Below are 24,445 nucleotides of genomic sequence, written 5' to 3' on the forward strand. Positions count from 1 at the left end.
AGTGATGGGAATCGCAGGTCAAGCGGCACGCTGACTACACGGAGATGGCCGATGTGACAATCGAGTGGGAGTAAGGCAGAGGTGGCTTGCAGGTTGCAACTTTAACCAGCTGACCTGCAGTCATTCATAGCTTGAGTTCATCTAAAATGGACCTGTGGACGAGATTTGACCCGCCTTGCGCCCTCAAATCGACGTCGTGGGCCTTTTTTCATGGGCATCCAAGGGTAGCGTCAGGTCACGGTGGTCGAAACTGGCCCATAATGATCAAGGCTCAGCTCACGTATCGATCGACGCTCAGCTCACTTCCCTTTATGGTCGGAATCAACCAAGAATGGCAGTTTCCGATGTCGGAATCGGCCATCATTGGCAGTTTCCGAAGACTAGCATATACTGAGATGAAGACCGGAAGAGAGGCGACAGGGGTAAGCTGCCGCCTGCGCACAGGCATCCGCACCACATCGGGAGGTCGCATGGAGCGTGAGGCGATGTCACAGCTAGAGGCTTGGATGACCTCCTCGCGTCGAAAGCCGCTCATCGTTCGCGGCGCGAGGCAGGTAGGCAAGACGTGGCTTGTTCGCGAGTTTGCCCACAGGAATTTTGGGGCCCTTGCCCATATCGTCTTTCTCGAAAATGAGGTCATGAGAGCTGTCTTTGACGGAAGCCTCGATCCCGATCGGCTCCTTACCGCCATAGGTGCCTATACAGGCACAAATTCACTTGATGGGAATACCCTCGTCTTTCTCGACGAGGTTCAGGAATGCCCCCGAGCTCTCACGGCACTCAAGATGCTGTGTGAGCAGCGGCCAGAGGTGCCTGTGGTGGCTGCAGGCTCTCTTCTTGGCATCGCACTGAACCGCGCAGACGACGCGCAGGGTAACTTGGCCCGCATATCATGGCCTGTCGGCAAAGTCGAGTACCTGAATATGCACCCCATGACATTCAGGGAGTTCTTACACGCTGTGGGCCAGGGCCAGTTGGCTGAGCTCATCCGGCCCGATGCGATCGAGCTGGTAAGCGCGATGGGCGAAACGTATGAGGACCTGCTGCGCAGCTACCTGTTCACGGGCGGCATGCCCGAGGCGGTGCAGGCATACGTGGATACGCGCATGCTGGGTGCAGCACGCAACGTCCAGCAACGCCTTCTGCTCGACTACGAGCATGATTTTGCGAAGCACGTGAGATCCGCATCGGAGGCGGAGCATATCCGAGAGCTGTGGCGATCGATCCCAACGCAAATCGCCCGCGAGACGGGAAGCAACAGATTCATATACGCTCAGGTAAAGAGGGGCGGTCGAGGCCGAACGTACAAGGATGCCGTATCGTGGCTCACCGACTCGGGCCTTGTTACCAAGGTCCAAAGAATCACAAGACCCAACATCCCGCTTCGGGCCTACGAGGATGACAGCTCGTTCAAGCTCTACCTGCTCGATGTGGGGCTGCTGGGCGCCGCACTGCACCTCGACGTGCGGACCATCTTGAGGGGAAACGAACTCTTCACGCACGCAAAGGGCGTCTACGCCGAGCAATACGTATGCCAACAGCTCGTCGCGACAGACGGAATCAGGCCCTCGGCCACTGGCAGCGAGTCACAGACGACCAGCATGGCCCCCTGGTACTGGTCGGCGGACGGCAAGCGCAGCAAGGGAGAGGTCGACTTTTTGTATGAGTGCGACGGCAGGGTAGTTCCCCTGGAGGTCAAGGCGGGTACAAGCGTCAAGAGCGGAAGTATTGCCAGGTTTGCGAAAGAACACGGCATCACGCGGAGCCTTCGGCTGTCGCTGAAGGGCTATGCCGACCAGGGCTGGATCGTCAACTATCCGCTCTATGCGGCAAATCTACTGCCGCTCGTACCGTAAGCGCCTGCCCATGGCACCATGCGGGCACAGGCTGCGAGCTATATTGGTCGTAGAGCATAGTAAACCTTGGACGCGGTAGGAGCACTGGGGGACAGGTGGCGGCGCAGGCCGCACTGCCACTCGATGGTGAACGTACGGGGCCGCACGCTCAGGGCCGAGTGGCAGTGCGAATTGATATGTCCTTTGGGCCCGTAGGCATCATACTGGTGTCGAGGTAGGCCTCGACCAAAGACACCTCGACCAGGGCGTGCACCTCATTTCGTCTAGCCGAGCGCACTGAGATCCACCTCATACGGCAGGGTCTCTGGATGCGGTCTTGGCTCGAGGAACATGCTCATGTAGAGGGGCAGGTATGTGATCGCCCCCGACTGCCTGACGTTGCCCTTGCATAGGACATAGGCATGCCCAAGATCCCATTCGGAGACCTTGAGCAACTTGTCGAGGGCAGGGTGGGACGCCCAGTCATTTCCAGACTTCACCTCGATGGGTATGACATCACGTCTGTCTTGGACGACAAAGTCAACCTCGCCGTAGCGCTTTGCGTTGAAGTAGTGGAGCTTGAAGCCATGGGCATCCAGCTCCTGCGCCACTACATTCTCCATGATTGAGCCAAGGTTAACGTGCAGGTTTCCTTTGAGCAGATCAGGCGTGCGCTCGCGGCGGAGGGATGAGGTCGGCCGCAGAGGGGTGACGTGCTTGGCCCATCGGCGGTCGGGGACTGACGTACGCTCGTGACCTGGCCTTACCGGACAGGCTCTTGACAGGCTGAGGCCCCATATCTCGCCAACAGGTCGTCCTCATGCTTCACGAGGTACTCGCGCATGAACGGCATCGAGAACGCCACGTACCCGGGTGCCGTGGCCTCGATGACCTGGCGGCTAATGAGCATCCTGCGGTACGTGTTGGCGCTGGCGGCCGGCTTTCCCATACGCCTCGCGACCGCGGCGGTGGAGGATGCGGCGTTGTCTTCAGTCATGGCCAAAAGATAGTCCAGCGCGGGCTTGGTGAGTCCGGCAAGCGCCGTCTCGATCATCGACTGCCCATACTGCCTGACCGCCGCCGTCCCACGACGCACGTCCTCCACGTCTATGGTCACGGACTCTGCGACGTGACGCCGCCCCTCTCGCCAAATGTAGTATCCGACGAGTTGGATGAGATACGCATAGCCGCAGGTGTCCGCAGCGGCCTGCGCGAGCGCAGCGTCTTCGATCGCAAGCCCCGAGGCCTCGATGGTCTTCCTAAGCGCTCGCGCGACATCAGCCCTCGGGATGCTCGCAAGCTCCTCTGCCTGGGCACGACGCAAGAACGTGACGCCCTCGCCGTTCAGAAGATCGAGCACTCCCGTCGTGATGCCCGCGAACAAGAGCCCGACATTTTGCCCCTCGCGAATCATGTACTGCACGTTTGCAGCGATGACAGCCATGTCATCACGTGAGGCATCCTGCGCCTCGTCCACCGTGATGAGCAGGCCTGCGCCATCCTGCGAGAGGGACCGCGTGGCACGGGCGAACACATCGCGAAACGAGGGCTCCCTGCCAGAGTCGCCAATCTTTGCTCCTGCCGACACAAACGGAAGGGAAATCTGGACGTTCAGGTCTCTGAGCCGAGTGTCCCCCACGAGCTGTTCCTGAATCGAGGCGCAGAGGGCCTCCTTGCCTGACACGTTGACGACAGACCACCCACGCCTGGTGGCGATGTTGCCAAGCGCCGTCAGGAGCACCGTCTTTCCGGAACCGCGAGGCCCAGTGATGCGCATGAGGCGACCAGGCGCACCCGGACCCTCATCCAGACCATCCATAAAGTCATCGATCACCGATTCGCGGCCGACGAGCACCGGTGGGGTCATGCCTGCGGTTGGCTTGAAGGGATTAACGTAGATCTGACGCTCGGGCAAGGCCGCTCCTCTCTCGCCGATAGAAATCGTATCTCTAGAAAGTATAGAGAATCTAGGAGATATAGAAGTTCTCAAGCGACGTCATGACACTATCGGAAGCCATGCCGGATAATAGTCGCAAGTCGCTCACCCCGTGACGCAGACGACCTTCCCGAAGCTGTGTGAGCTCTCAAGGTAGCGATGGACGTCGACCACCTGATCGAGCGTGTACACGCGCTCGGGCGCAACGTCCACGGCCCTCTCACGTATGTAGTCAAGAAGTTCCTGCATGAGGCTGGGACTCACGTTTCCGGAGTATGCGCTCGTGAGGTAGCCGTTACGCGGCAGGTCATCGATGGGAGAAAAGTCGTCGTCCATGTACCACTTACCTCCGAGCAGGCCTGTGGAGCAGACGATGCCGCCCTCCGTCGTGTGCCGACAGCTGTCCTTAAGCGTCTTGGGACCGATGAGCTCGAGGATACGGTCGAAGCTCTCGTCCGTCTGCAGAGCGCCGTCCGCATCAACCACGGCATCGTCGAAGCCCGCAGAGAGGAGCCTCTCTTGCTTTGCCACGGATCGGGTCGTACCGCAGACCGTGACGGACAGTCTCGCCGCGTGCGCGAGCCGCGAGAAAGCGACCCCCACGCCGGCGGTCCCGCCGCGCACCAGCAGGCGGTTACCGCTCTCGACGCGCAGGTTCTTGAGCGAGAGCCACGCCGTGTAGTAGGTCTCTGGAATGGCCGCGAGCGTCGCCCAGTCGCCGTCCCACTCCACGGGGCAGACCTGCTCGTTGGGCAGCAGGCAGTACTCGGCGTATCCGCCATCAAACGCACGGCCCATCTCCCCCATGATGGAGACGACCGTCTGCCCCTGCGGCAGACGGTCGGGGTCCGTGGTTTGTGCCACCCCGCCCACGCACTCGATCCCCAGGATGCGAGGAAAGCGCACGCTGGGAGAGAGGCCCTGGCGGGTGAATAGCTCGGAGTGGTTGATGCCGAAGCCCCGAACGCGCACGAGCGTCCAGCCGGGCTTTACCTCGGGCGTAGGCACCTCCATGACGACCAGCTTCTCTGGCCCACCGGCCTCAAAGACGACTGCCGCTCTCATATCGCTCCAATCATAGGGGGTCCCTGGCAGCCAGTATACAGCTCCCAGCTTTCGTGACAGTCACGCGCCAGGGCCCCGTCTCGTCAGGCCCCGAGGGATCCAAGGAACCGCCCGGGAATCTGCGGGGCACTTTCCCTGGAACGTTTGCCCAGTTGGCGTATATTCTTAGGTACCCGGGAATCTGCGGGGCACTATCACGCTGTCTAGCAGGCAGGCCGACAGTCAGAACGGCAGCCTCGCTCACTCGTCGTTGTGCGCGACGACCATGACCACGTTGCCACCGAGCAGAAGCATGACGCCGAGGATGACAAGCGCGGTCTGAGTCGGCTCCGCCACGAAGTCGGCGGGCAGGTACAGCCCACCCATCAGCAGGAAGATGCTGATGATGATCGCGACGAGGCCAAGCATCTTCTGTGTCGCTTCGCTCATCGTCTTGCCTCCTCGCCTCTGCCGTCGCCGCAGCGGGAGTCATCCGGCTGTGCGCCTCCCTGCACCGGCGCCACATCCCAGCCGCATGCCCGCTCGCCTGCCTGCACCATGCGACGATAGACGCCGTCCAGCGCCATCAGCTCGTCGTGCGAGCCGCACTCGAGCACCTGACCGTCACCTACGACCGCAATCCTGTCGGCGTTTTGGATGGTGGGCAGCTTATGGGCAATCACCAACGTCGTCTTACCGCGACACAGCTCCGTCATGGCCTGCTGGATATGGCGCTCGTTGTCGGCGTCGATGCTGGCGGTCGCCTCGTCGAGCACGACGATGGGCGCATCCTTGAGGATCGCCCGGGCGATGGAGACGCGTTGCGCCTCCCCGCCGGACAGGCTGGCGCCGCCCTCACCGACCATCGTGTCGAATCCGTAGGGCATACGCATTACGAAGTCGAGGCAGCATGCCTTTCGGGCAGCCTCGTATACCTCCTCGCGCGTTGCGCCGGGCCTACCCATGGCGATGTTGTTGAACACCGTGTCCTGGAACAGATAGACGTTCTGGAAGACCATGCTGATCTGAGCCATGAGCGCCGAGAGCGGCAGCCGTCGCACATCGACGCCGCGCAGCAGCACCTGACCCGCAGAGACGTCCCAGAATCGTGCCAGGAGGTTCGCAAGGGTAGTCTTCCCGCTTCCCGACTGCCCTACTAGGGCGACCATCTGACCGCAGTCGGCTGCCAGGGAGACGTCCCTCAGTACGTTTTTCTCGCCGTAGGAGAAGGACACGTGCGAGAACTCGATCTCGTGACTGCCTAAGGCAGCTGCGGCAGCCGCATCGGGCAAGTCATCCGTGCCCGCATCCTCCAGCTCGTCTTGGGAGAACAGGGACTCGATGCGGTTCAGAGCGCTCTCCATGATGGTCAGGCGCGTGCTCTGCTGGTATAGGTCCCTCAGCGGTCCGAACAGCTGGAACAGGAACAGCGCGATGCCGACGAACGTGCCGGGCGTCATGGCGCCCTGCTCCAGCTGCCATACGGAGAGCGCAAGCACCGCCGCCGACCCCAGGCCATACAGCGCCAGGAGTGCCGCCTCGAAGGGCGACTGCTCGCAGGCAAAACGCAGGCTGGTATCCCGCGTGGTCGCGAAGCTATCGCGTAGATCCTGTGCCCCCTCGCCCGTAAGGTTATAGCTCTTGACGACTGCGAGACCCTCGACGTACTCGAGCACCGAGTCGGTCAGTCGCTCGATCGTCCGTTGGCGAACGTCTGAGTTGCGACGCGCCTGCGCGAGCATCGGTTGGGCGACTAGGACGGCGATGAGCTCGACCACCAGTACAATCACCCCGACGAGAGGGCTCATCGTGAACAGGAACACCGTCAGGATGACCTGGGAGAAGACGTCACTCATGACGTTCGCGACGATCGACATGCTCTGCTCCTCGATATAGACCATGTCGGCCGAGAGGATGGAGCTGATGCGCCCGATGTTGCCTGCGGTGAAGAACCCCATGGGGAGGCGACGTAGGTGCTGGCCCAGCTCGACGCGCTTGTCAGCGAAGATCTCGTAGCCCGTCCCCGACTGCAGGCGATCGGCAAGGTATTGGAAGATCGACTGGAGCAAGAGGAGCACCAGCATCCCCGCCGCAAGAAGGCAGCAGGAAAGCGGCGTCGCCTGGCCCGCCATGAGAAGGCGCAGCGCCATGATGGCAAGCATCAAAGGGGCGGTGGCGCACAGCGCCCTCAGAAACGCAAAGACATAGGCGATCCGCACGCGCCGTGCGTAGGGTCCCGAGAAGGCAAGGATGCGGTGGACGAGGCCTAGCATGATAGTGCCTCCCTGCCGCCTGCGCCCTGAGCGTCGATGCGCCCACCATCCCTGAGCGTCCAGCCACTCACCTGCTCGGAGGCGTCCCACAGCGCTCTGTACTCGGGACAGGACGAGAGAAGCTCGCCCTGCGTCCCCTCTGCGAGGACACGACCCTGATGCAGCATGATGATCTTGTCGGCACCCGCGATGGAGCGGAGCTTGTGGGCTATGACGATGACCGTCTTGCCCGCGATGATCTCGCGGATGGCACGGCTCATCCTCTGCTCGTTCTCCGGGTCGACGAACGCCGTCGCCTCGTCGAGCACGACGATGGGCGCATCCTTGAGGATCGCCCGGGCAAATGCGATGCGCTGGCGCTGGCCACCCGACAGTCGCCTTCCCGCCGTTCCCGCATTAGTATTGTAGTCGTTTTCCAGATCTCTGATAAAATCGTCGCATTGCGCCCGCTTGGCGGCCTCAATAACCTCCTCGTCGGTCGCGTCGGGCCGGCCGACGCGGATGTTCTCGAGGATGCTCCTGTCAAAGAGGAACAGGTCCTGCGACACATAGGATATCTGCTCGCTCAGGGCGACCTGGGTCATATCGTCGATGTGCTGACCACCTATAGAGATGGAGCCGCTCGCCACATCGTAGTGGTGGACCAGAAGGCGCGCGATGGTGCTCTTGCCGCTTCCGCTCTCCCCCACCAGCGCGGTCATGCGGCCCTCATCGGCCGTGAACGAGATACCCTTCAGCACCTCGGCATCGCGGTATGCGAAACGCACGTCCTCAAACACCACCCTGTGGCCCCGGCCGACAAAGCCCGCGCTCCCCGACTTGAGTGGCGCCTGGTCCAAGGCCTTCTCAAGCACTTGGATCTTGAAGCTCACCTGAGGGATGGCACCGATGAACGCCATGCAGTGCAGCAGCAGCGGTCCTATTCCGAAGCTCAGGCACAACACCAGCACGCAGCTCGAGAGCGTCATCCGCCCAAGCAGCACCATGAGCACCCCAAACGGCAAAGAGTACAGCACAACGCTCGAGAACAGGCTGCCGTAGAGCGCCATCCAAGGCCAGCAGATCTTGTACCATCCCAGGGCCTGATCGCGATAGCCCGACACCGCACGCTCGAACTTCTCGCCGGAATCAGCCTGACGGTTGAACACGCGTACGACCTCCATGCCCTCCACGTATTCGACGATGGTGTTGTTCAGGCGCTTCGTCGCGGCAAAGTAGCTGCCCATTTTGTCGATGCCCACGCTGTACATCTGCCGGGACACGATGACGCCAAGCCCCACCACGATGAGGGTGAGAAGCGCCATCTGCCAGTCAACGGCAAATGTCGTCAGGAGCACGACTGCGACAACGGTGATGTTCGCTGCACCCTCGGGGATCATGTGTGCTAGCAGGAGCTCTATGGACTCGATATCGTCGGTGAACAGCTTCTTCACGGCCCCCGCGCCCAGATCCCTCACCGTCCCGATGGACTGGCCGTCTAGTCGCTCCTGCAAAAACTTACGCAGATTCTCGAGCGTGCTGAACGCTGCCTTGTGAGAAAGCACCAAGCCCACCGTGTAACTTGCGGCATGCACGACCTCGCAGACGGCAATCGCTGCAACAGCGGGGGCTGCGGCGGCAAGCGTAACGGTACCACCCGAAAGAGCCGCATCGATAAGGCCGTAGATGAGCAGGTAGGGAACGACGCTTGCCAAGGCCCCGACGATCATCAGCGTCGCCGCGAGCGCGATCGACCTTCTCTGCTCACCCGCATAGCGCAGGATCTTGCCCACCGCTCCGGTGCGATCGCGCCTTTTGCTGGTGCTCTCATCACTGGGAGACAGAAAATAACCGCGCACACGGGCCGCGCCCTCATCGTCGAGCGGATAGAGCGCCACGGCTCGACCGTCGCGCACATGCAGCACGTGCGTGCAGCACTGCAAGATGAGTTCGGGGTCGTGCGTGATGATGAGCGAGCAGAGCACCTTGTCGCGCATGGCGCGCAGAAGCGTGCCGAAGCGCTCCATGCCGCGACGGTCGAGGCCACTTGTGGGCTCGTCGTAGAACAGGATGTCCTTGCCTGCGCAGAGCGCCGAGGCAATGGCCACGCGCTGCTTCTGCCCACCCGAGAGCGAGGCGGGATGACGGTCCTTGTACTCGAGCAGGCCCAGGCCCTCAAGAACCCGGTCGACCTCCTCCTCGGAGACTGACGCGTTCAGGCTGACCTCCTCGGCCACGTCATCCGCGAACAGCTGACGGTTGACGTCCTGCATCACCATAAAGCTTCTCTTGGAGCGCGTCCGTGCGGTCTCGAAGGTCCCGCCTATCGCCACCGTGCCGTCGGAGGGAATGATGCCACAGAGGGACTCAGCCAAGGTACTCTTGCCGCAGCCGTTGTCCCCTATCACCGCCACCACGCTATGCACGGGAAACGCGATGCGATCCACGTCTAAGATGCGCGCGCTGCCCCGGCTGCAGCTGAGGTCAACCGCCTCGAGGGCGGGGCGCCCGACAGTGCGGGCGTCGGCGTAGGCATCGTCGTATGGGCCATCCTGCCCTTTGCCACCGTTGCCATCCGGGCCGCCACCGGCGGGCGACGTCGCCCTGACCCTGACGAGCCGACGCAAGTCGGTGCAGCGCAGACCCAGCTCTGACAGCCGAGCGTCGTCGAGCAAGCGCAACTCCTGCGTGGAGAAGGTCCTCTCGATACGCCCGTCCTTGACGTAGACGAACTCATCGGCCAGATCCATCAGGTAGTGGAGGCGATGCTCCGACAGCACGATGGTCTTGCCCTCGTCCTTCATCTTCGCCAAGATGTTGTGCAGGCGTCGTATCGCCTTCTTGTCGAGATTCGCCGACGGCTCATCCATCACGAACACGTGTGGTCCGGACGCGTAGACCGAGCCGCAGGCGATCTGCTGCTTCTCGCCGCCGGAAAGCTCAAAGATGTTGCGGTCCATCAGCGCGTCGAGCTGCATGTCGATGCGCGTCCTGTCGAGCCTGCGGCGCATCTCGTCACGAGACAGAGCTTGGTTCTCGCAGCCGAACACCAGCTCACCTGTGGTGTCCACGTTGAAGAACTGGCTCTTGGGATTCTGAAATACACTGCCGATGAGCGCCGCCGTATCATGGAGCTCTGCGGTGGTGGTGCAGATGTCGTCCACATAGACGGCACCTTCCATCTCGCCCTCATAGAAGTTGGGGGCAAGGCCGTTTATCAGGCGCGTGAGGGTCGTCTTTCCGCATCCGCTCTCGCCGACAAGCACCGTGAAGGCCCCGTCTGCTATCGTGAGATCGATATGATCGACGCCGTCTCCGGTGCCGCTCTCGCCACCGTAGTGAAAGCTCACGTCATCAAAGCGAATCATAGGCTGCTCATTCCTGATGCCCTGAAGGCAAGTATCCAGGCGGCAACTATGATAAAGAGACTGATCGCTATGAGGTCGGCCCCGCCAAGCTGTATATCCTCGAAGGAGCTGCGCTTGCGCGTACTGTCCATCCCACGTGCCAGCGAGGCTGCGGCCAGCTCCTCCATAACACCGACGGAGGAGAAGAGCAGGGGTACGAGGATGTACTCGATGGTCAGGAGTGGATGTCGAATGATCGCCCCCGGCGTCATCGATATGCCACGAAACGCCATCGCCTTGCGCACGCCGCTCCACTCGTCCTGTACCGTCGGGATGAAGCGAAACAGCACTGCCAGAGGGATGACAAGGGTCATGGGTAGGTGCATTGCCTGGAACGCCGAGAGGAACTGGCTCACCCGCGTGGTGCGTACGAGCAAAAGAAAGGAGACCATGATGGGAAAAAAGAACACGAAAAGCGAGATAAGCCCCATACACACACTAACGACCGCCTCTGCACCCTGCTCCCCTGACGCCTCAATGCAGTAGCGGATGAACAGGATGACATAGAGGCTCGCAAGGCATTTGAGCGCCAAGGCCTGCTTTCCGGACAGAGTGAGCATGACGCACTGCAGCGTACCGACCACCAGGATGGGAAGGTTGCCGTGCATCGAGAGGCTTAGAAAGCAGCTCACAAAGAAGACCAGCAACTTCGTACGCGGATCAAAGCGGATACGCGCCCCTGAGTCATCACCGTAGAGTTCGAACTCCACCTAGACGATCCCAGCCTTGGCAAAGTGCTTCTTCACGAGCCTGCTCGCGACAAGGGCGCCAACGGCCCCTCCGACAAGTGCGAGGGCAATGGTAAAGACATAGAAGCCGGATCCGAAGAGAGTCTCGTATGCCTTTGCACGAGCTTCCCCATAATAGTCTTGCGTAACCTTAAGAGAATCTTGAAGATTGAACACAAAGCTCAGATACGGTGCTGCCATGGTGAGGTTGAAGAACACGTATGAAAGCAGGTACATCTTCTTTGATGTATACTTGCCGAGGAAAATCATGAGCTCGGCGATGAGCGAGGCACCAAGAACCACTGCAAGCGAGTACCACGTGAGGTGGCCGGTCGCCAAGATAAAGAGTATCCCCAAGATAAGCGCCGCGCCAAACTTATGTATCTTGAGCACGTAGAGCATGTAGATTGTGCCGCACACAGTGCCGACGGTGAGCGGGGCGATGAAATACAGGATGGGAAGCACTATGCCCGAGCCCATCACGACGATGAGCATCGCCACGATGTAGAGTGCACAAAACGCACCGGCGTAGATGAGGTCCTTCGTGTTCAGCTTCCCACCGCCCTTGGTGGCGGCTTGAACTTGGGATTCCTGTGCCATGCTATCCTCCTCTTGCGATAGTGTTAAAAGCAGCTAACCAAATGGTGCGACACACTATACGTTTTCCTACACAGCATGTCAACCATAGCGTACTTACTGCAGCCACTGCACTATGAGTCGGAGAAGGGGTGCGTTTACTGGGCAGCGTGCGGAGCCTGTGCATCCGTAGTGCGCCCCATGCAGGGCCGAGAGGAAGGAATGCGAGTGAGAAGAGGCGGGCTGATACGTTGCTTGCTGAGCGTATGCACTCCCACAAGCCAACCCGTCCGCGCCTCGTGGAGCGCATACCGCCCACACGGGCATGGCTTGGGCTTCAACTGCAACGCCATGTGAGGTTCACGGCCGGGACGGGCGCGGTCCACCCCGGCCGTCCGGGACTATGCCGAGGTAGCCATGTAGAAAACGGGCAGGCCAAGAAAAAGAAAGTCAAGGAGCCAGTGCCCAATGACAAGAGGGACGGTCTTCCTCTTCCATAGCCAGAGGCCACCAAAGAGTAGTCCGGCAAAGAGGGTGGTCAGGGCCCTGGACAGCATCTGCTGCCCGTCAGGAACAGCAAACCCGATATGCTGGAGCCCAAAGAAGACAGACACAAGAAGCAGTGCCGGGACCTGGCCCATGCGACGCGCGAGGCGAGGCAGAAGGTAGGAACGATACAGCCCCTCCTCGGCGAAGGCTATGGTCAGCGGCATAACGGCAAGAGCAAGAGCGCCGAGCCACAGCGGGGGAACGAAACTCGAGGGTTGGGCGGGCGGGGCACCGTGATAGACGATGAGGTTCGCCAGAACGGTCGAGACAAAGAAGCCAACGATTATGATGAGTGAAAACAGGAGTCCCCACGCGATGTCGGCACCACCGGTCGGAACATAGAGGTCACGCAGGCGTCGTCCCTCCCCTCTCATAAGATGAGCCAGCGTAGCGAAGGTGATGGCATCGACGACAATGATGCCGAGGTCGGTCCACAGAAGCGATTGCCCCGCAAGGTGAAGGCACACCCCCATAAGGAGGATGAGGACGAAACGAAGCGACAGGGCAAGGGCGAGGTGAGGCATGGGAGCGACAGGCTCTCCTGAGCCGCCGTGGGTGTCCCCGTCCCCAGATGAGGCGGACCGAGGCTGCAAGAGGTCTGTGTTCTCGTTCATGGTGGTCTGGTTTCCTTTCGACTTCCACGCCATCAGAGCACAGCGGATTATATCACCTGTTGCGTCGTCAGCATGACCAGTGCAGTTTCAGCATTCGCTGCACCCGATGCCCTGTTGCCGCGCAGCGAGACAGGAAGACGGGATGCCCATAGAACCTTTTGACAGCGGGACTCTCGCTGGTGACCTTACCCTGAGTTCCCGGCACCTCCTTAGCCCACAACTGGCAGCCTGATGGTGACCCGGCCTGACCCGGGGCGCGCCATCGGCGAGGCCCTCTGCCCAGACTGCGCTTTTCCGTGAGGCCGGGCCCGCCGGCCGAGGCCTGCGGGCCCCGGCGCACCCCCCCGCAGCCTGGCGGGGGGTTGCTCGAGCACGTTTGCCCAGTTGGGCCACTCTCCATAGTGCCCCGCAGGCTGGCGGGGGGTTGCGCCCCACGCCTCCCGAGCGGCGACGTGACGGAAAAGCGCATTCTGCGCAACGTGGGAGCCGCAGACTGCGCCTTTTCGTGAGGCATCGGGCCGGGAGGCGCCCCTCCGTGAGGCCGCACGGCCCTCCTCCGCAGCACCAACGCCGTCCCCCGCAGGCCTGGCGGCCGCCGCGCGCCCGTAGGTGAGAGCCTCATGCCGCATGGCGCCGGAGACGGCCGCCGCGCACAGGCGACGGCCCATGGGTCTCCACAGCCGGGCGCAGGCCCTCGGGGCAGGCGACGGCTCGGGTCTGTGTCCAGCGGGCTAAGGAAGCGCCGGAAAGTCGGACTTACTGCCACTCAGCGGTGAACATGTCGTGCGATACGTTCAGGGGTAGGTGGCAGCGCGGACCGCGCCAAGGCCCTGTGGGATAAGCGGATCACAGGTGATAGGTAACGTCACAGCAGAGGATGAGGCACCCAGCATGCCGGGACGGCGACATGAGATTGGTCACAACGGCTCTGTGCCACCACAGCGTTCGTCTCAGCCCCATGTGCTATATTCGAGAATACGTAAAGGCGATGTGGACAGGAGCGAATAGCCCACAGCTCGGAGATGGTCCTCATGCAATTCCTCACGGAGTGCTTTGTTCTTGTCATGCTGGTCCTAGCGGCATATTGCGTGTCCGAGCTGCGTATGTGCCGTCGCGAGATCGACGCCCTCAAGGACTGGGTACGAAATCTCAACAGCCGAGTTGAGGTGGAGGAGATGAGGGCGCGCGGCGACCAGAGGGAGTCGGCGGCCGCACCCCCACAATATGGCGGCAGCGAACAAGGCCCGCCCATCCCAGCGGCATGGCCCTACGCCAACGAGTCCGATGCCCCGAGTCCTTGGCCCTACGAGCACGGTGTCTCGAGCCCTTGGCCCAACGCAAACGCGCCCGTCGCACCAGCATCCTGGCCCTACGAGTCAGGCGCCTCGACGCCTCTCTCGTCTGCGCCCGAGCGCCCGCCGGTACCCGGGCGCCCACCTGCACCTATCTCCTCTTCCGGGCAACCTCCGGTACCCCCCGGCATGATACCGGCTGCTCCGGCTACCTTCGCCGCAATGCCCGAGGACAGGGACCTCGCCGAGAGGTCCGATTCGCTCGAGGGAACGTTTGGCAGAAACGTCATAGGCCTCGCTGCCGTCCTCCTCGTCTTCCTCGGCCTCGTCTTCCTCGGTATCCTCGTGATCCCCACCCTTGGCAACGAGGTCCGCTGCGCGCTCATGTGGCTTCTCAGCCTCGTCTTGGCGTCTGCGGGGCTGGCGGCAGCGCGACGCCGCGTGAGCGCCTTCTCGATATCCCTCCTGGGGGCGGGCATGGGCGCGATATTCATCTCTGTGCTCATGACCCACGTATACTTTCGCTACCTTGGCGAGGTACCCGCCTTCGGCCTGATGCTCGCCTGGATGGCAGCCTGCATGGTGCTCGTGAGGAGGTTCGAGTCCACTGCGCTCTCCGTGCTGGTCCATATGGGGATGGTAATCTCGGTCTGCTTTTCCTACTCCTTTGGCTTCAGCGAGACACGCCTGCCCCTTGTTATCACGTACCAGACGCTGTCCTGCACCCTCGTCGTGGCGGGTAGCGTCCTGTGCCTGAGGCGGACGTACCGGTACGGGCTCTTGGTCTCGCTCGTGCTCACCCTGATTGCCAGCCTGTTCATGCGCGACTACTTTGGGGTGGGAGGCATGGGGTCCCGTGACACGTCCCTGTCCACCCCAATTGCCGTGGCCTTCTTCCTGCAGTTCGCAGGCGCAAGCGTCCTCTCTCTACTGCTGGCGCTCTCTGGGAAGGAGGAAGAGGAGCGGGACGTGACAACGACGCTGTACGCGATGGGCAAGCTTGCCTGGTTTGGCGTGCTTCTCGTAGACGTATGCGCCGTCGCACGCCAGCTGATCCTCCAAGCCAGCGGCCTCTCGGCGAGCACAGTGCCCCCTGGGAACGATGCGGCACGCGCAGTGATGCTCGCCGAGGCACACTCGACGCTCATCGGTATCGCCTGCCTAGCGGCAGGAGTCGCGCTGATCCTCTGGCTGATGCGCAAGCGCCTGGTGGATGCGGAACTCGGCAAGCTGTCCCTCTGCCTCTTGGGGGGCATGGCGGCGTTTCTTCTGTTACTGCGATATCTCTCGACGCATCTATCGCTTTTGCCCCAGCCCAATCTCTCCTATGTGGTTCTTGTCGCCGTTTACTTCTATGTGCTTGCGTACGCGATGCACGATTCGGCGTATGCGTCGATCGGCGACGTCACCTTGGGCCTGGACGCCCTGCTGATGCTGACCTCCGGGTACGGTGAACTGGTTGAGCGAGCAGGCGTGGGCACCGCGTTTACCTATGTCGTGATGCTCACGGCATTGGCATACCTCTCGTGGCGCATTCGCTCGAGAGTTGTCGAGGCCTTTGGTGGGGATGTTGAGGCTCCCAGGCTCCGCCCCCGCATGCTCACCTGCCTGGCGGTGGCCGAGCTCTCGATACACATCATCGTGAACGCGGCAGGTTACCAGCATGCCCAAGAAATCGTCGCGGGGATTCTTGCCGTACTGCTTGTCGGCGTATATGCGCTTCAGGCGTGGAGACGAAGGGTGGCATCCGGCACGTTTTGGATGGGGGCGGCAGTCAACGAGCTGGCTGTCTCCGCTTTGGTTAGCCTGTGGGCTCTCACGGGAGATGCCGCGGGCCTGTTGCCTAGCCGACCGAACTCACCGGATACCTATGCCTACGTCCCGTCCCTGATCATCCTGATGGCGCTCGTCGGCTTGCGCCTATGGGACTTCTTGTCCGAGAGGCCCCGACCGACGGAGGCGCTGCAAGTAGCGGAGGGTATAGTGTTCTCGCTGCTCGGGCTAGCGCTCACCCAATGCTCGACTGCACAGATGGACATTCCCTTCGCTGCCGGAATCGTCGTCATGATGACGGCTCTCATCTGCATCATCGTCGGTTTCAAGGCACTCCTGAGGGCGCTACGCCTGTACGGTCTGACGATCGTTATCGTCTGCGTCTTCAGGCTCGTGCTGGTGGACGCGGCGTTTCTCTCGCCTGTCGCCCGCGTGGTCTCGTTCGTCATCGGTGGTGCCATCTGCTTTGCCATCAGCGCGCTCTACTCTCGCGCGGAGCAGCGCATCAGGGGACGAGTAGGCGAGGGGGGCAAGTAGGGCACGATCCCCAAACCAGCCAGCGGTCGGCCCGGTCGCCACCCGGTCGCCTGCGAGACACTCGGTCGCCCCCGAAGCTCGAGAGCCGGCTCAGCGACGGACCACGGTCCTTCTAGAGCTACTGGTCGAAAGGTGGTTGGAAAGGACATGGCAAAAGCGGTCTCGCAAAGAGAACGTGTCTCGGTGCCTTCGGCCCCATGCGCAATGGCCTCGCCCCCATTGCATCTGCTCGTGGAGGACATCATGTTGAATCTTTACCTGAATTTTTATCTGCGCCATCAACGTGCGGCTGCGACCACATGCCTTCTGCTCGGTGTCTTCTACGCAGCGGGAATACTCTGCATAGACGTCCTCTTTACCGAGAGCACCCCAAACGCCGCCAGGCTGCTCTTTGTTGGCTGCATGCTCATGGGGGCTGTTTTGTTCCTCATCTCCCTCTTCCGCGCCCGGAGGGACTCTAGCCTTTGGCTTCCGGCTCACCTTTGCTCCATGATCGGCTTTGGGGTGGGTACGGGGCTAGCTGCAGGCACGACGGGCGCAATCGCCTGCGCCATGGCAGCGATAAACGGTATGTGTGCGCTTGCCGTCCTGCTGCTGCGTGTCGAACAGGATAGCTAAAGTGATGACAGGTGCCCGTGAGATCGAGGATGAGGGACCTTCTCCTCGCAAACGATCTTGTGGACGCGGCCTTTTCTTGATACGCTGAGCTTGAAGGGTACGTATATCCATGCGGAGTGCCCTTATGGATAGCGCTCTGCATCCTATCCTCGATTGAGGAGGGGGCAGTCTTCCTTAGATACTGAACGAGCCCTTTGATGCCATGGCACCCGACCGTCTGGCCTATGGTCAAGGGTGTTAACCCGTGGTCGAGTAGTCGAGAGGTAGCCTCCTTATACTCAGCTCACATTTGCCGCCGGGTGTGTTGGAGATACGCGGGACGCTTGGTCACGACAAGTCCGAGGCAGGTGATTGCGGGACAGGTGTGCTGCGGCAGCCATGCGATACCGCCGACCCCACTGGGAGGCTGGATTCGCCCAACGCCAACCCTCCCATCCCCCCAGGCAGGAAACGTGCTCGTCTCTCAGCAGCCCCTCGATGGCGCAGGGCACGTCCTTTGCCGTGTGGCGGTAGCGAAAGCCGCACTTCTCCTGGACCCTCTTCGATCCTATGTTCCCGTCAAAGTAGCCGCACCAGATGCGAGCAAGTCCTAGGGGCACGCGGAACCCGTGCCGCACCAGCTCATGGACCGCCTCCAAAATCAGTGCTGGTGACGGCATGGGCCGTACGTATGCGGACCAGCCGCTCGATCCTCTCCCCGTCCTTTGCGCTCAGCAGCACCGTCGTCTTCAATCCTGCCAAACCGTGCCTCCCGCCCTCGCCCTTCGTCAACGGGGCTATACCACACTTACAGTTCAATTACTTTATGATAACTATACTAGATCCCAGGTCATAGCGCTACATTTGGCAGCACCTTAGGATCATTCTTGAGATAGGAAGCTAGAAATTCACTCCAATCTTTAGAGGACTCTTCACGGAATAACTCCTTAAGGAAGTCAATCATTATGGCTTGTCGCCTTTTAGCCTCAGCTCTCCCCGTCTCGGTTAACATCATTGATGGAACTCTCAACAATTTGTCGAAGAAGTGTTGGACACTGTGCTTGCTTGAATTATTCCGATATCCATCTGCAGAGAGGTTGTTCACTTCAGGCACTAGCAATTTATTGAAGAAAGGGATTTGCCTGGATATCCCATATTTATGAACTCTAAGAATGCCTTCGGCGCCAATAGCATCGCACATATCAGCATCGCTGACGACCATTCCTTCAATAGTGCTTGGACGGACTCCTTCAAGACGTTTGCTAAATCCAATGGTTCTTATGATCTGCAAGATCGTTTCGTACGCCTTGCTCCCTATGCCAGCATTTTCGAGAAATCGTTTTGCATTATTGAGTTCTTGAGATTTATTGGTGCCCACAAGTTTGTAGTCATCAACATCATGCAGAAGGCTCGCGAGCTCAACGATATCTGGATCAGCTCCCTCGCTATCTGCGAACAATAGCGCTAGCGTTCTCACGCGCAAAACATGATCCAGGCCATGTCCACTTCTGTCATCTAAGGTATCCTTAATAGAACTAATGAGAGAGTTCTCTATGCCAATATCAACGCACATCTCAGCGCCCTCTTCTTGCAAGCGGATAGGTCTATATAATAACGCCTGTTGAGTAGTCCTGCTCGACTCGGCGGCTGGACCCTCTTAGCGTAACATTCGTGCTTATCCATTAGGCTGGCATGTGGAGGCAGGAATGGCAGGGGGTCGGGCGGGGGATCTCGACGGACCCAAGGGCACCGAGATAAAGCGTCTATGGGGGCAGGCGGTGCCCCTGCGAGAGGTCGTGGCGGCACGACCCAAAGACAGGATGGTCGGAGAAGGTCTCGGGCCGTCTCTTGGGCAGGACCGCGCCAGAGAGGCTGACGTCGGATGCAGGCTAAGATGCCCGCAGCCCCAACGTCGCCGGGGCCGGCGCCCCCGACCTCGCCTAGTCGCTAACGGACGGCATGCAAGAGGGGTTTGCCCGCGCCATCATCGATGCTCCTTCTCGACCGAATATCTTCTGTTCCTGTTCGCCCCGAAGGAGGAGGCGAGTCCCTTGTCGACGAGGCGATTGAGCAGCTTCTGCGCACCGCGCTGCGACATCCCAAGCAAGTCAGCCACTTCGGAGCTCCTGACGGATTCCATTCCCTCCATGTGCGAGAGCGCCTTCCGTTCCGACGCGGAAAGGTTATCGGAACTCTTTCCGCCATTATCGGAACTCTTAGCATGGTTATCGGAACTGCTGGGGGTTCCACCGGGCATTTCATTGCTCGAATCAGCTGAGTCACGAAGGAAAACCCCGATCTCCGAATGCGCTTGCGCATCGGCGTCCGCAGCGCCCGCGACGAGGAGCGAGAGCACCTTCTCCTGCCGCTCCACGAGGTTGACGCAGAAGAACGCGGCGAACGGGTATGGGTCATCGCCCTCCTGGAAGGCACGTATGGCGGCGATGTAGCGCGCCCTTGACTCCGCCTGTATGTTCACAGGCTCGAAGCCCGAGGACATGAGTAGGTAGTTGCTTATGAGCCTGCCCGTGCGCCCGTTGGCGTTCACGAACGGGTGGATGCTCTCGAACTCAAGATGGAACAGCGCCGCGACGATGGCCGGATGCCGATTCGTGTTCGCGCACATCTCGACCAGGTCTGCCATCCGCTCGGGCACGTATGTGCTCGGCGCCGGCTGGAAGCTGGTCCCGGTAATCTCGACCTCGACCTTGCGGTACACGCCCCTCGTCGCCAGGTCCTTAGCCTCGGCGAACACGAGCTCGTGGGCGCGCTTGATGAGCGCTTCTGAAAGCGGTGCGCACCCGGGCACCACGGAGCGCAGGAACCTGAGCGCGGCGAACCCGCCCTCAGCCTGCCTGATGTCGTCTTCCAGGCCGTCCACCTGAACGCCGCCGTAGAGCAGCGCCGTGTCGCTAAGAGACAGCGTGCTGCCCTCGATGTTGTTCGAGTTGTAGGTGGACTCGATTGCCCACGACTCCATGATGCGATCGTATGCATCGGGCTGCGCCGCCTTCGCCTCGTCGACCCTTTCCTGGAGCTCGTCTATCCGAGCGAGCACAGGATGAAGCGTTTCCAGCTGCTTGAAGCTCATAGATGCTCCTCGTCTTTAAACACGAAGATGCCGATTCACCGTTTGCGACAGTATATAATTTGCAGCAAGCAAATATATTGCAAACTGCAAAGGAACGGGGCAGGACCATGTCGTACAGCGAGCTCGTGAAGAGTAATGCGGACGAGACCGACATCCGCAGTTACCTCACAGGGGGAAAGCAGGTGGCGGTCACCTTCCGCATCCCCGAGAACCTCCGAGAGAGCGCGAAGGAAGCCGCGGAGCTGCGCGGCATGAGCTTCTCCGCATTCATGCGCGCGTGCATGATGGATGAGCTCTCGAAGAAGGTGCTCTAGCATGGCCGCTTTGACAGAGGAAACCACCAAACTTCGCTACATCACGCTGGCTCGATCGCGTCGTGAATGTTGGTGTAGGAGCAGAAACGCGCTGCTAGTGTAAATTACGCTCGTTTTGACCCAACCATCCAGTCCTGCTGACCCACCAATCCAAATTAAACTGACCCATGTCAGCACGCGGCGCACCCTCTGTGCATGACGGTCGAATAGGCGGCCGCATGGACATTGGAGGCACATATGCGTGTCAGCAGAAGGAAGGTCCTCGAACTCCACGACTTCGGGGACGGCCTTTGGAACTCAGCATGGGATATCTCTTTTGTTGCTCGCCATCACATCGATTGCAACCGAGAGTGTTCCAAAAATCAACGCGATGACGATGGCTCTACAGAATGCTTGATCCGGCATACTCACAGAGAGGCCATACATTGTTCCCAACGGGAGAAACGCTTCGATTCTAAAGCTTGGCCCAAGCAGGGGAGCGAGAGCCAGGTTGACTATGCCGTACACGATTCCGCTTCCATACACCAAAGCAACAACGATCCCGATGACATGGTTTTTGCAGAGGCGGATGAAGCACGACATCACATACGTCGCGCATACTAGCAATGCGCAATACGAGACGGCGAAACGGCCCAATTTCGAGATCGATCCAAAAGGCAGATCCGCATACCCAGCTATGATGAGCGTATTGCTCAGCGCGGAGGCCCCAAGCAAGAGCGATACCGTAAGAACGCAGACCAACAGGCAGATGACGGCGTTAGAGGCGACGAAGTACCATCTTCTCCTGACCGAACAAACGACGTTCTTTTCGTACCCTGTCCTTCTATAGGCCCCGGCGAACAAGGCGGCAAAGACGATCATCGTCATAGCGACGATATTTCCAGAAAACACGTCGCAGATGAAATCTACTTTATTTGAATGATTTGCGTCATGTTCAGACACACTGCTGTCGTCGATTATCACAATGGAGTTCTGCTCGGACGTGCTAGACGTCGTATCGGCGGGCGACGCATGGATCGAAGTGTCTGCAATAACGGCGCAGAGCACCGTGATCATCAAGAGAATGATCAGTATTATATAGAAGAGCCTGCTCTTAAGAAGCCTATATACGTCCATTCTCAGCACATGCGTCATCTTCCATCTCCTTGCGTGATCTGAAAGTAGAAATCTTCAAAGGACATGTCCTTGTTCTCGCACTCTGCCTCAAGCGCTTCTCTCGAGTTTTCGTAAACCAGCTTTCCACAGTCCAAAATGCCATACCTGGTTGCGACTTTGGACAATTCCGATAAGATATGGCTGGAAATGACGATCGTTGTGCCTGTTTCCCGGTTGATTTTGAGGATTAAGCTGCGGATCTCGGCGATTCCCTGGGGATCGAGACCATTTATAGGCTCATCCAAAACCAGAAGCTCTGGATTCCCTATTAACGCCATGGCCAACCCCAAGCGTTGCCGCATGCCAAGCGAGAAATCTCTGGTATGTTTGTTTCTCACGTTCTGCAAACCAACAAGCTCCAGTAACTCTTTTATGTGCTTGTCGGGGGCGTCAATGCCACAGCAGATGCATTTCAGCATCAAGTTGTCGGTGGCATTCATGTATGGGAAGAAGCAGGGCGTTTCTATTAGTGATCCGATCTTAGAAAAAGATTCAGACCCCTTGGTAAGCGGGTCGGCACCCAAAATTGACATGGAGCCGGATGTCGGCGAGGACAGGCCGCAGACTATCTTCATAAAAGTGGTTTTACCTGCGCCGTTCCGTCCCACCAACCCATAGATATCCCCTTCAAGCACAGATAGGCTGACCTTATCGAGGACGTTTTGACCATCGTATTTCTTCACTATGTCTTTCGTCACAATCGCTAAACTCATTACGCGACCTCTCCAACCAGATATAGGCTCACCCATCTATATCCTTGTAACCGATGGTTTCACGAGACATCCACCTATGAAACTCCGTGATAGCCTCCTCTTCAGCCGCTGCTTGATCCCGAGCAGGTAATTCGTAATATTCCCTGCTCAAGACGCGTCCCGCGCCTCCCCCTGTGCGGGGAAGAGCAGGCCGCACGCCTCGCGGCCGGGCATGTCCGCCACGTCTCCCCAGGTCAGGCCAGCCTTGTCGGCGGCCTCCCCCGCGAGCTTGGTGCTCCTCTGGGAGATGTGCCCGGTCGACCGTATCTCCCTCCCGGTCATGCCCCTCGCCGGCAGCCCAGGGACCGGCTTGGCCCTTATCCTCCTCGCCGTCCGCGTCACTTCCCTTCGTTGTCCGAATGGCGAATGGGACAGACCTGGGAAGCGGTCGCATTGGCGTGATTGGCGTCAGTGCCAAGCTGGTCGCATACGCGAGATTGGGTGGTCACTCATTTGGTATGGGCGGTCATTTACGACGCGAATAATCACTTCTTCTATCTGATTGATCCGAGACATTATTCCCCTTTGTATTCGTCTTTTCAGTTCTGATACGCGGCCTCATCGCCGTTCTCCTGCAGCTCGACCCAGGCGAAGTGCCAGTCGCGGAAGGGCTTGTTGATAGGTTTCTTGCAGCCAGCGTGGGCCAGCACCACCACGTCCGCGCTACGCACGGAGCGCAAGCCGAAGAGGTGGGCCAGCTCCAGCAGGTGGCGGAAGGCCGCATTGGCGTCCGATATGCCGAAGTCGCTCGGCATCTCCTCAGGCAAGCGCTTGCCCTGCTCGCAGGCGCGCACGCTGAAAAGGCTCACGTCGGCGGCCTTGGCCAGGTCGCCCTAGGCGAGCCTCGCGGCCTTCCTCAGGCGCTTGAGGGTCTCCCCCAGCGAGGGATGGGGCAGTCCGGGTTGTCGCAGGGCCCGTCGTAGCCCATCCCGTGGCGCTCCATACGGCCTACCTTTCCTTCGTCTCTGCCGACCCCTCTTGCCTCCAGCGCAACGACTCGGGATCCCATGAGGCATCATGCCCGAAGAATCCCCTGAGGGCGGGATCGAAGAACGCGGAGGCGAGCGACGATGCCGCCTCGAACGGGGCATACTTCTCGGGAACGCCGCTCTTTTTGGCGAACGCGGCGAAGCTCCCAGCCCAAGCTGCAGGTGCCTCGAAGCGCCTCGGCACGCTCATGCCGCGCCTAGAGCACTCGCACTTGATCGAGCGGACGAGATCCTTGAGGAGAAGGGTGACGTTCGTTGAGTAGTAGACGACATCGACAAGGTCCTTCATCCTCGATGAAGGCCAGCCACCAGGCTGCATCTCCATTATGGCGCACAGCTTGTCGGCCAGCTGGTCGGGAAGCGGATAGACGAGATAACCGCACGACTCGAGCCCCTCGACGCAAACCCTGTTGGCGGGAGATATGCGCTCCGCGGGCTGCGTGATGCTGCAGTCGAGCGACAGATCGACGAGGATGGGGTCCTTCTCCTCGTGACCCAAGAAGGTCTGGAATCGCAGCTTGAGCAGGCGCGAGTAGCCGTTCTCATCCAGGGATTCCTCCCATTTGTCCAACTTGAACGTGAGGAAGTCGCCCATATCCTTGCCAGCAAGCGCGACGAGCGCCGTAAGGGCAGCCTCAGGCGATTCTCGAGAAGCCGTCACGAAGTCGATGTCTCGCGTGGCGCGGCCGTCGGGGATGCGCGCGAGCAGCCCACTCCCGCCCTTGAGGATGAAGCGCTCATCGGGGTCGCTGAAAACCCTGCACAGGAAGCGGTCACGCAAAGCCTGGCGATAGCCGTCTCCTGGATCGCCTCCGCTGTTGCGTATCGCCTTCTTCAGGGCCCTGTCGAACTGGCCGCCGTTCTCGTACGTCATTCGTCCCGCCTTTTCGCTAGGAAAGCGATGATAAAGTCCCGCCGAGAAGCCCGGGACAGGGGCGGATCGCTGTCCATCCATACCTCCTACCTGCGGATATGATATAATTCGAGGTCGTTGGCGACTAGGT

General features: G+C 60.1%; 20 protein-coding genes. 4 read left to right on the plus strand and 16 right to left on the minus strand.

Annotation, left to right across the window (positions count from 1 at the left end; translation table 11 throughout):
* The first annotated feature begins 485 nt into the window (after window positions 1–485).
* A complete protein-coding gene (locus tag ADJ70_RS10835) occupies window positions 486–1,856 on the plus strand; it encodes an ATP-binding protein (protein ID WP_253273183.1) in 1,371 nt (456 codons plus the stop codon).
* Window positions 1,857–2,119: 263 nt separating this feature from the next.
* Here the strand turns inward: ADJ70_RS10835 and ADJ70_RS10840 are convergent, their stop codons facing one another.
* The 9 genes from ADJ70_RS10840 to ADJ70_RS10880 all read right to left on the minus strand — a co-directional run bounded on the left by ADJ70_RS10840 (window position 2,120) and on the right by ADJ70_RS10880 (window position 12,941).
* On the minus strand, window positions 2,120–2,635 hold the full coding sequence (locus tag ADJ70_RS10840) for a DUF4143 domain-containing protein (RefSeq protein ID WP_083443971.1): 516 nt from the start codon (window positions 2,633–2,635) through the stop codon (window positions 2,120–2,122).
* Window positions 2,599–3,750, minus strand: coding sequence for an ATP-binding protein (locus ADJ70_RS10845; protein WP_050341378.1), 1,152 nt, complete (start codon window positions 3,748–3,750; stop codon window positions 2,599–2,601). The genes ADJ70_RS10840 and ADJ70_RS10845 overlap by 37 nt, the downstream gene beginning before the upstream one ends.
* A 126-nt stretch (window positions 3,751–3,876) precedes the next feature.
* Window positions 3,877–4,836 (minus strand): zinc-binding dehydrogenase, encoded by a 960-nt coding sequence (locus ADJ70_RS10850; protein WP_050341380.1) that lies wholly within the window; start codon window positions 4,834–4,836, stop codon window positions 3,877–3,879.
* A gap of 240 nt (window positions 4,837–5,076) precedes the next feature.
* Window positions 5,077–5,265, minus strand: coding sequence for a hypothetical protein (locus ADJ70_RS10855; protein ID WP_050341382.1), 189 nt, complete (start codon window positions 5,263–5,265; stop codon window positions 5,077–5,079).
* The gene (locus ADJ70_RS10860) at window positions 5,262–7,088 is read right to left on the minus strand and encodes an ABC transporter ATP-binding protein (protein WP_050341384.1); all 1,827 of its coding nucleotides are present in this window, start codon (window positions 7,086–7,088) and stop codon (window positions 5,262–5,264) included. The genes ADJ70_RS10855 and ADJ70_RS10860 overlap by 4 nt, the downstream gene beginning before the upstream one ends.
* Window positions 7,082–10,435: an energy-coupling factor transporter ATPase gene (locus ADJ70_RS10865; RefSeq protein ID WP_050341386.1), complete on the minus strand. Its 3,354-nt coding sequence runs from the start codon at window positions 10,433–10,435 to the stop codon at window positions 7,082–7,084. The genes ADJ70_RS10860 and ADJ70_RS10865 overlap by 7 nt, the downstream gene beginning before the upstream one ends.
* Window positions 10,432–11,184: an energy-coupling factor transporter transmembrane component T gene (locus tag ADJ70_RS10870; RefSeq protein ID WP_050341387.1), complete on the minus strand. Its 753-nt coding sequence runs from the start codon at window positions 11,182–11,184 to the stop codon at window positions 10,432–10,434. The genes ADJ70_RS10865 and ADJ70_RS10870 overlap by 4 nt, the downstream gene beginning before the upstream one ends.
* Window positions 11,185–11,802, minus strand: a complete 618-nt coding sequence (locus ADJ70_RS10875; RefSeq protein WP_050341389.1) for an MptD family putative ECF transporter S component — start codon at window positions 11,800–11,802, stop codon at window positions 11,185–11,187. It lies immediately after the preceding gene.
* Window positions 11,803–12,179: 377 nt separating this feature from the next.
* Window positions 12,180–12,941 (minus strand): CPBP family intramembrane glutamic endopeptidase, encoded by a 762-nt coding sequence (locus ADJ70_RS10880; RefSeq protein WP_050341391.1) that lies wholly within the window; start codon window positions 12,939–12,941, stop codon window positions 12,180–12,182.
* A 1,031-nt stretch (window positions 12,942–13,972) separates the two neighbouring features.
* Here ADJ70_RS10880 and ADJ70_RS10885 point away from each other — a divergent pair.
* On the plus strand, window positions 13,973–16,543 hold the full coding sequence (locus ADJ70_RS10885; protein ID WP_172674496.1) for a DUF2339 domain-containing protein: 2,571 nt from the start codon (window positions 13,973–13,975) through the stop codon (window positions 16,541–16,543).
* A 243-nt stretch (window positions 16,544–16,786) separates the two neighbouring features.
* Complete coding sequence (locus ADJ70_RS10890) at window positions 16,787–17,161, plus strand: hypothetical protein (RefSeq protein ID WP_157051513.1); 375 nt, start codon at window positions 16,787–16,789, stop codon at window positions 17,159–17,161.
* Window positions 17,162–17,990: 829 nt separating this feature from the next.
* Here the strand turns inward: ADJ70_RS10890 and ADJ70_RS14250 are convergent.
* Window positions 17,991–18,713: an HD domain-containing protein gene (locus tag ADJ70_RS14250; protein ID WP_083443973.1), complete on the minus strand. Its 723-nt coding sequence runs from the start codon at window positions 18,711–18,713 to the stop codon at window positions 17,991–17,993.
* Between the two features lie 411 nt (window positions 18,714–19,124).
* A complete protein-coding gene (locus tag ADJ70_RS10900) occupies window positions 19,125–20,231 on the minus strand; it encodes a Fic family protein (protein ID WP_050341398.1) in 1,107 nt (368 codons plus the stop codon).
* Window positions 20,232–20,338: 107 nt separating this feature from the next.
* Between ADJ70_RS10900 and ADJ70_RS10905 the strand changes: the two genes are divergently transcribed.
* A complete protein-coding gene (locus tag ADJ70_RS10905) occupies window positions 20,339–20,545 on the plus strand; it encodes a hypothetical protein (protein WP_050341400.1) in 207 nt (68 codons plus the stop codon).
* Window positions 20,546–20,842: 297 nt separating this feature from the next.
* Here ADJ70_RS10905 and ADJ70_RS10910 read toward each other — a convergent pair whose 3' ends face one another.
* The 5 genes from ADJ70_RS10910 to ADJ70_RS10930 form a co-directional block, all read right to left on the minus strand.
* Window positions 20,843–21,679: an ABC transporter permease gene (locus ADJ70_RS10910; RefSeq protein ID WP_050341402.1), complete on the minus strand. Its 837-nt coding sequence runs from the start codon at window positions 21,677–21,679 to the stop codon at window positions 20,843–20,845.
* On the minus strand, window positions 21,676–22,449 hold the full coding sequence (locus ADJ70_RS10915) for an ABC transporter ATP-binding protein (protein WP_216597261.1): 774 nt from the start codon (window positions 22,447–22,449) through the stop codon (window positions 21,676–21,678). Before ADJ70_RS10915 ends, ADJ70_RS10910 begins: the two co-directional genes overlap by 4 nt.
* Window positions 22,450–22,560: 111 nt before the next feature.
* Window positions 22,561–22,734 (minus strand): hypothetical protein, encoded by a 174-nt coding sequence (locus ADJ70_RS10920; protein ID WP_157051515.1) that lies wholly within the window; start codon window positions 22,732–22,734, stop codon window positions 22,561–22,563.
* Window positions 22,735–22,991: 257 nt separating this feature from the next.
* A complete protein-coding gene (locus ADJ70_RS10925; protein WP_050341409.1) occupies window positions 22,992–23,261 on the minus strand; it encodes a hypothetical protein in 270 nt (89 codons plus the stop codon).
* Window positions 23,262–23,400: 139 nt separating this feature from the next.
* A complete protein-coding gene (locus ADJ70_RS10930) occupies window positions 23,401–24,315 on the minus strand; it encodes a nucleotidyl transferase AbiEii/AbiGii toxin family protein (protein WP_050341411.1) in 915 nt (304 codons plus the stop codon).
* Between the last annotated feature and the right edge of the window lie 130 nt (window positions 24,316–24,445).

The sequence above is a fragment of the Olsenella sp. oral taxon 807 genome (assembly GCF_001189515.2).
Lineage (GTDB): Bacteria > Actinomycetota > Coriobacteriia > Coriobacteriales > Atopobiaceae > Olsenella_F.

Bases quoted from the DNA above. Each gene is read 5' to 3' on its own strand.
- ADJ70_RS10910 (WP_050341402.1), bottom strand. From the start codon at position 21,679: ATGACGCATGTGCTGAGAATGGACGTATATAGGCTTCTTAAGAGCAGG.
- ADJ70_RS10880 (WP_050341391.1), bottom strand. From the start codon at position 12,941: ATGAACGAGAACACAGACCTCTTGCAGCCTCGGTCCGCCTCATCTGGG.
- ADJ70_RS10865 (WP_050341386.1), bottom strand. From the start codon at position 10,435: ATGATTCGCTTTGATGACGTGAGCTTTCACTACGGTGGCGAGAGCGGC.
- ADJ70_RS10875 (WP_050341389.1), bottom strand. From the start codon at position 11,802: ATGGCACAGGAATCCCAAGTTCAAGCCGCCACCAAGGGCGGTGGGAAG.
- ADJ70_RS10930 (WP_050341411.1), bottom strand. From the start codon at position 24,315: ATGACGTACGAGAACGGCGGCCAGTTCGACAGGGCCCTGAAGAAGGCG.
- ADJ70_RS10905 (WP_050341400.1), top strand. From the start codon at position 20,339: ATGTCGTACAGCGAGCTCGTGAAGAGTAATGCGGACGAGACCGACATC.
- ADJ70_RS10915 (WP_216597261.1), bottom strand. From the start codon at position 22,449: ATGGGTGAGCCTATATCTGGTTGGAGAGGTCGCGTAATGAGTTTAGCG.
- ADJ70_RS10890 (WP_157051513.1), top strand. From the start codon at position 16,787: ATGTTGAATCTTTACCTGAATTTTTATCTGCGCCATCAACGTGCGGCT.
- ADJ70_RS10835 (WP_253273183.1), top strand. From the start codon at position 486: ATGTCACAGCTAGAGGCTTGGATGACCTCCTCGCGTCGAAAGCCGCTC.
- ADJ70_RS10920 (WP_157051515.1), bottom strand. From the start codon at position 22,734: ATGACCGGGAGGGAGATACGGTCGACCGGGCACATCTCCCAGAGGAGC.
- ADJ70_RS14250 (WP_083443973.1), bottom strand. From the start codon at position 18,713: ATGTGCGTTGATATTGGCATAGAGAACTCTCTCATTAGTTCTATTAAG.
- ADJ70_RS10855 (WP_050341382.1), bottom strand. From the start codon at position 5,265: ATGAGCGAAGCGACACAGAAGATGCTTGGCCTCGTCGCGATCATCATC.
- ADJ70_RS10885 (WP_172674496.1), top strand. From the start codon at position 13,973: ATGCAATTCCTCACGGAGTGCTTTGTTCTTGTCATGCTGGTCCTAGCG.
- ADJ70_RS10850 (WP_050341380.1), bottom strand. From the start codon at position 4,836: ATGAGAGCGGCAGTCGTCTTTGAGGCCGGTGGGCCAGAGAAGCTGGTC.
- ADJ70_RS10900 (WP_050341398.1), bottom strand. From the start codon at position 20,231: ATGAGCTTCAAGCAGCTGGAAACGCTTCATCCTGTGCTCGCTCGGATA.
- ADJ70_RS10860 (WP_050341384.1), bottom strand. From the start codon at position 7,088: ATGCTAGGCCTCGTCCACCGCATCCTTGCCTTCTCGGGACCCTACGCA.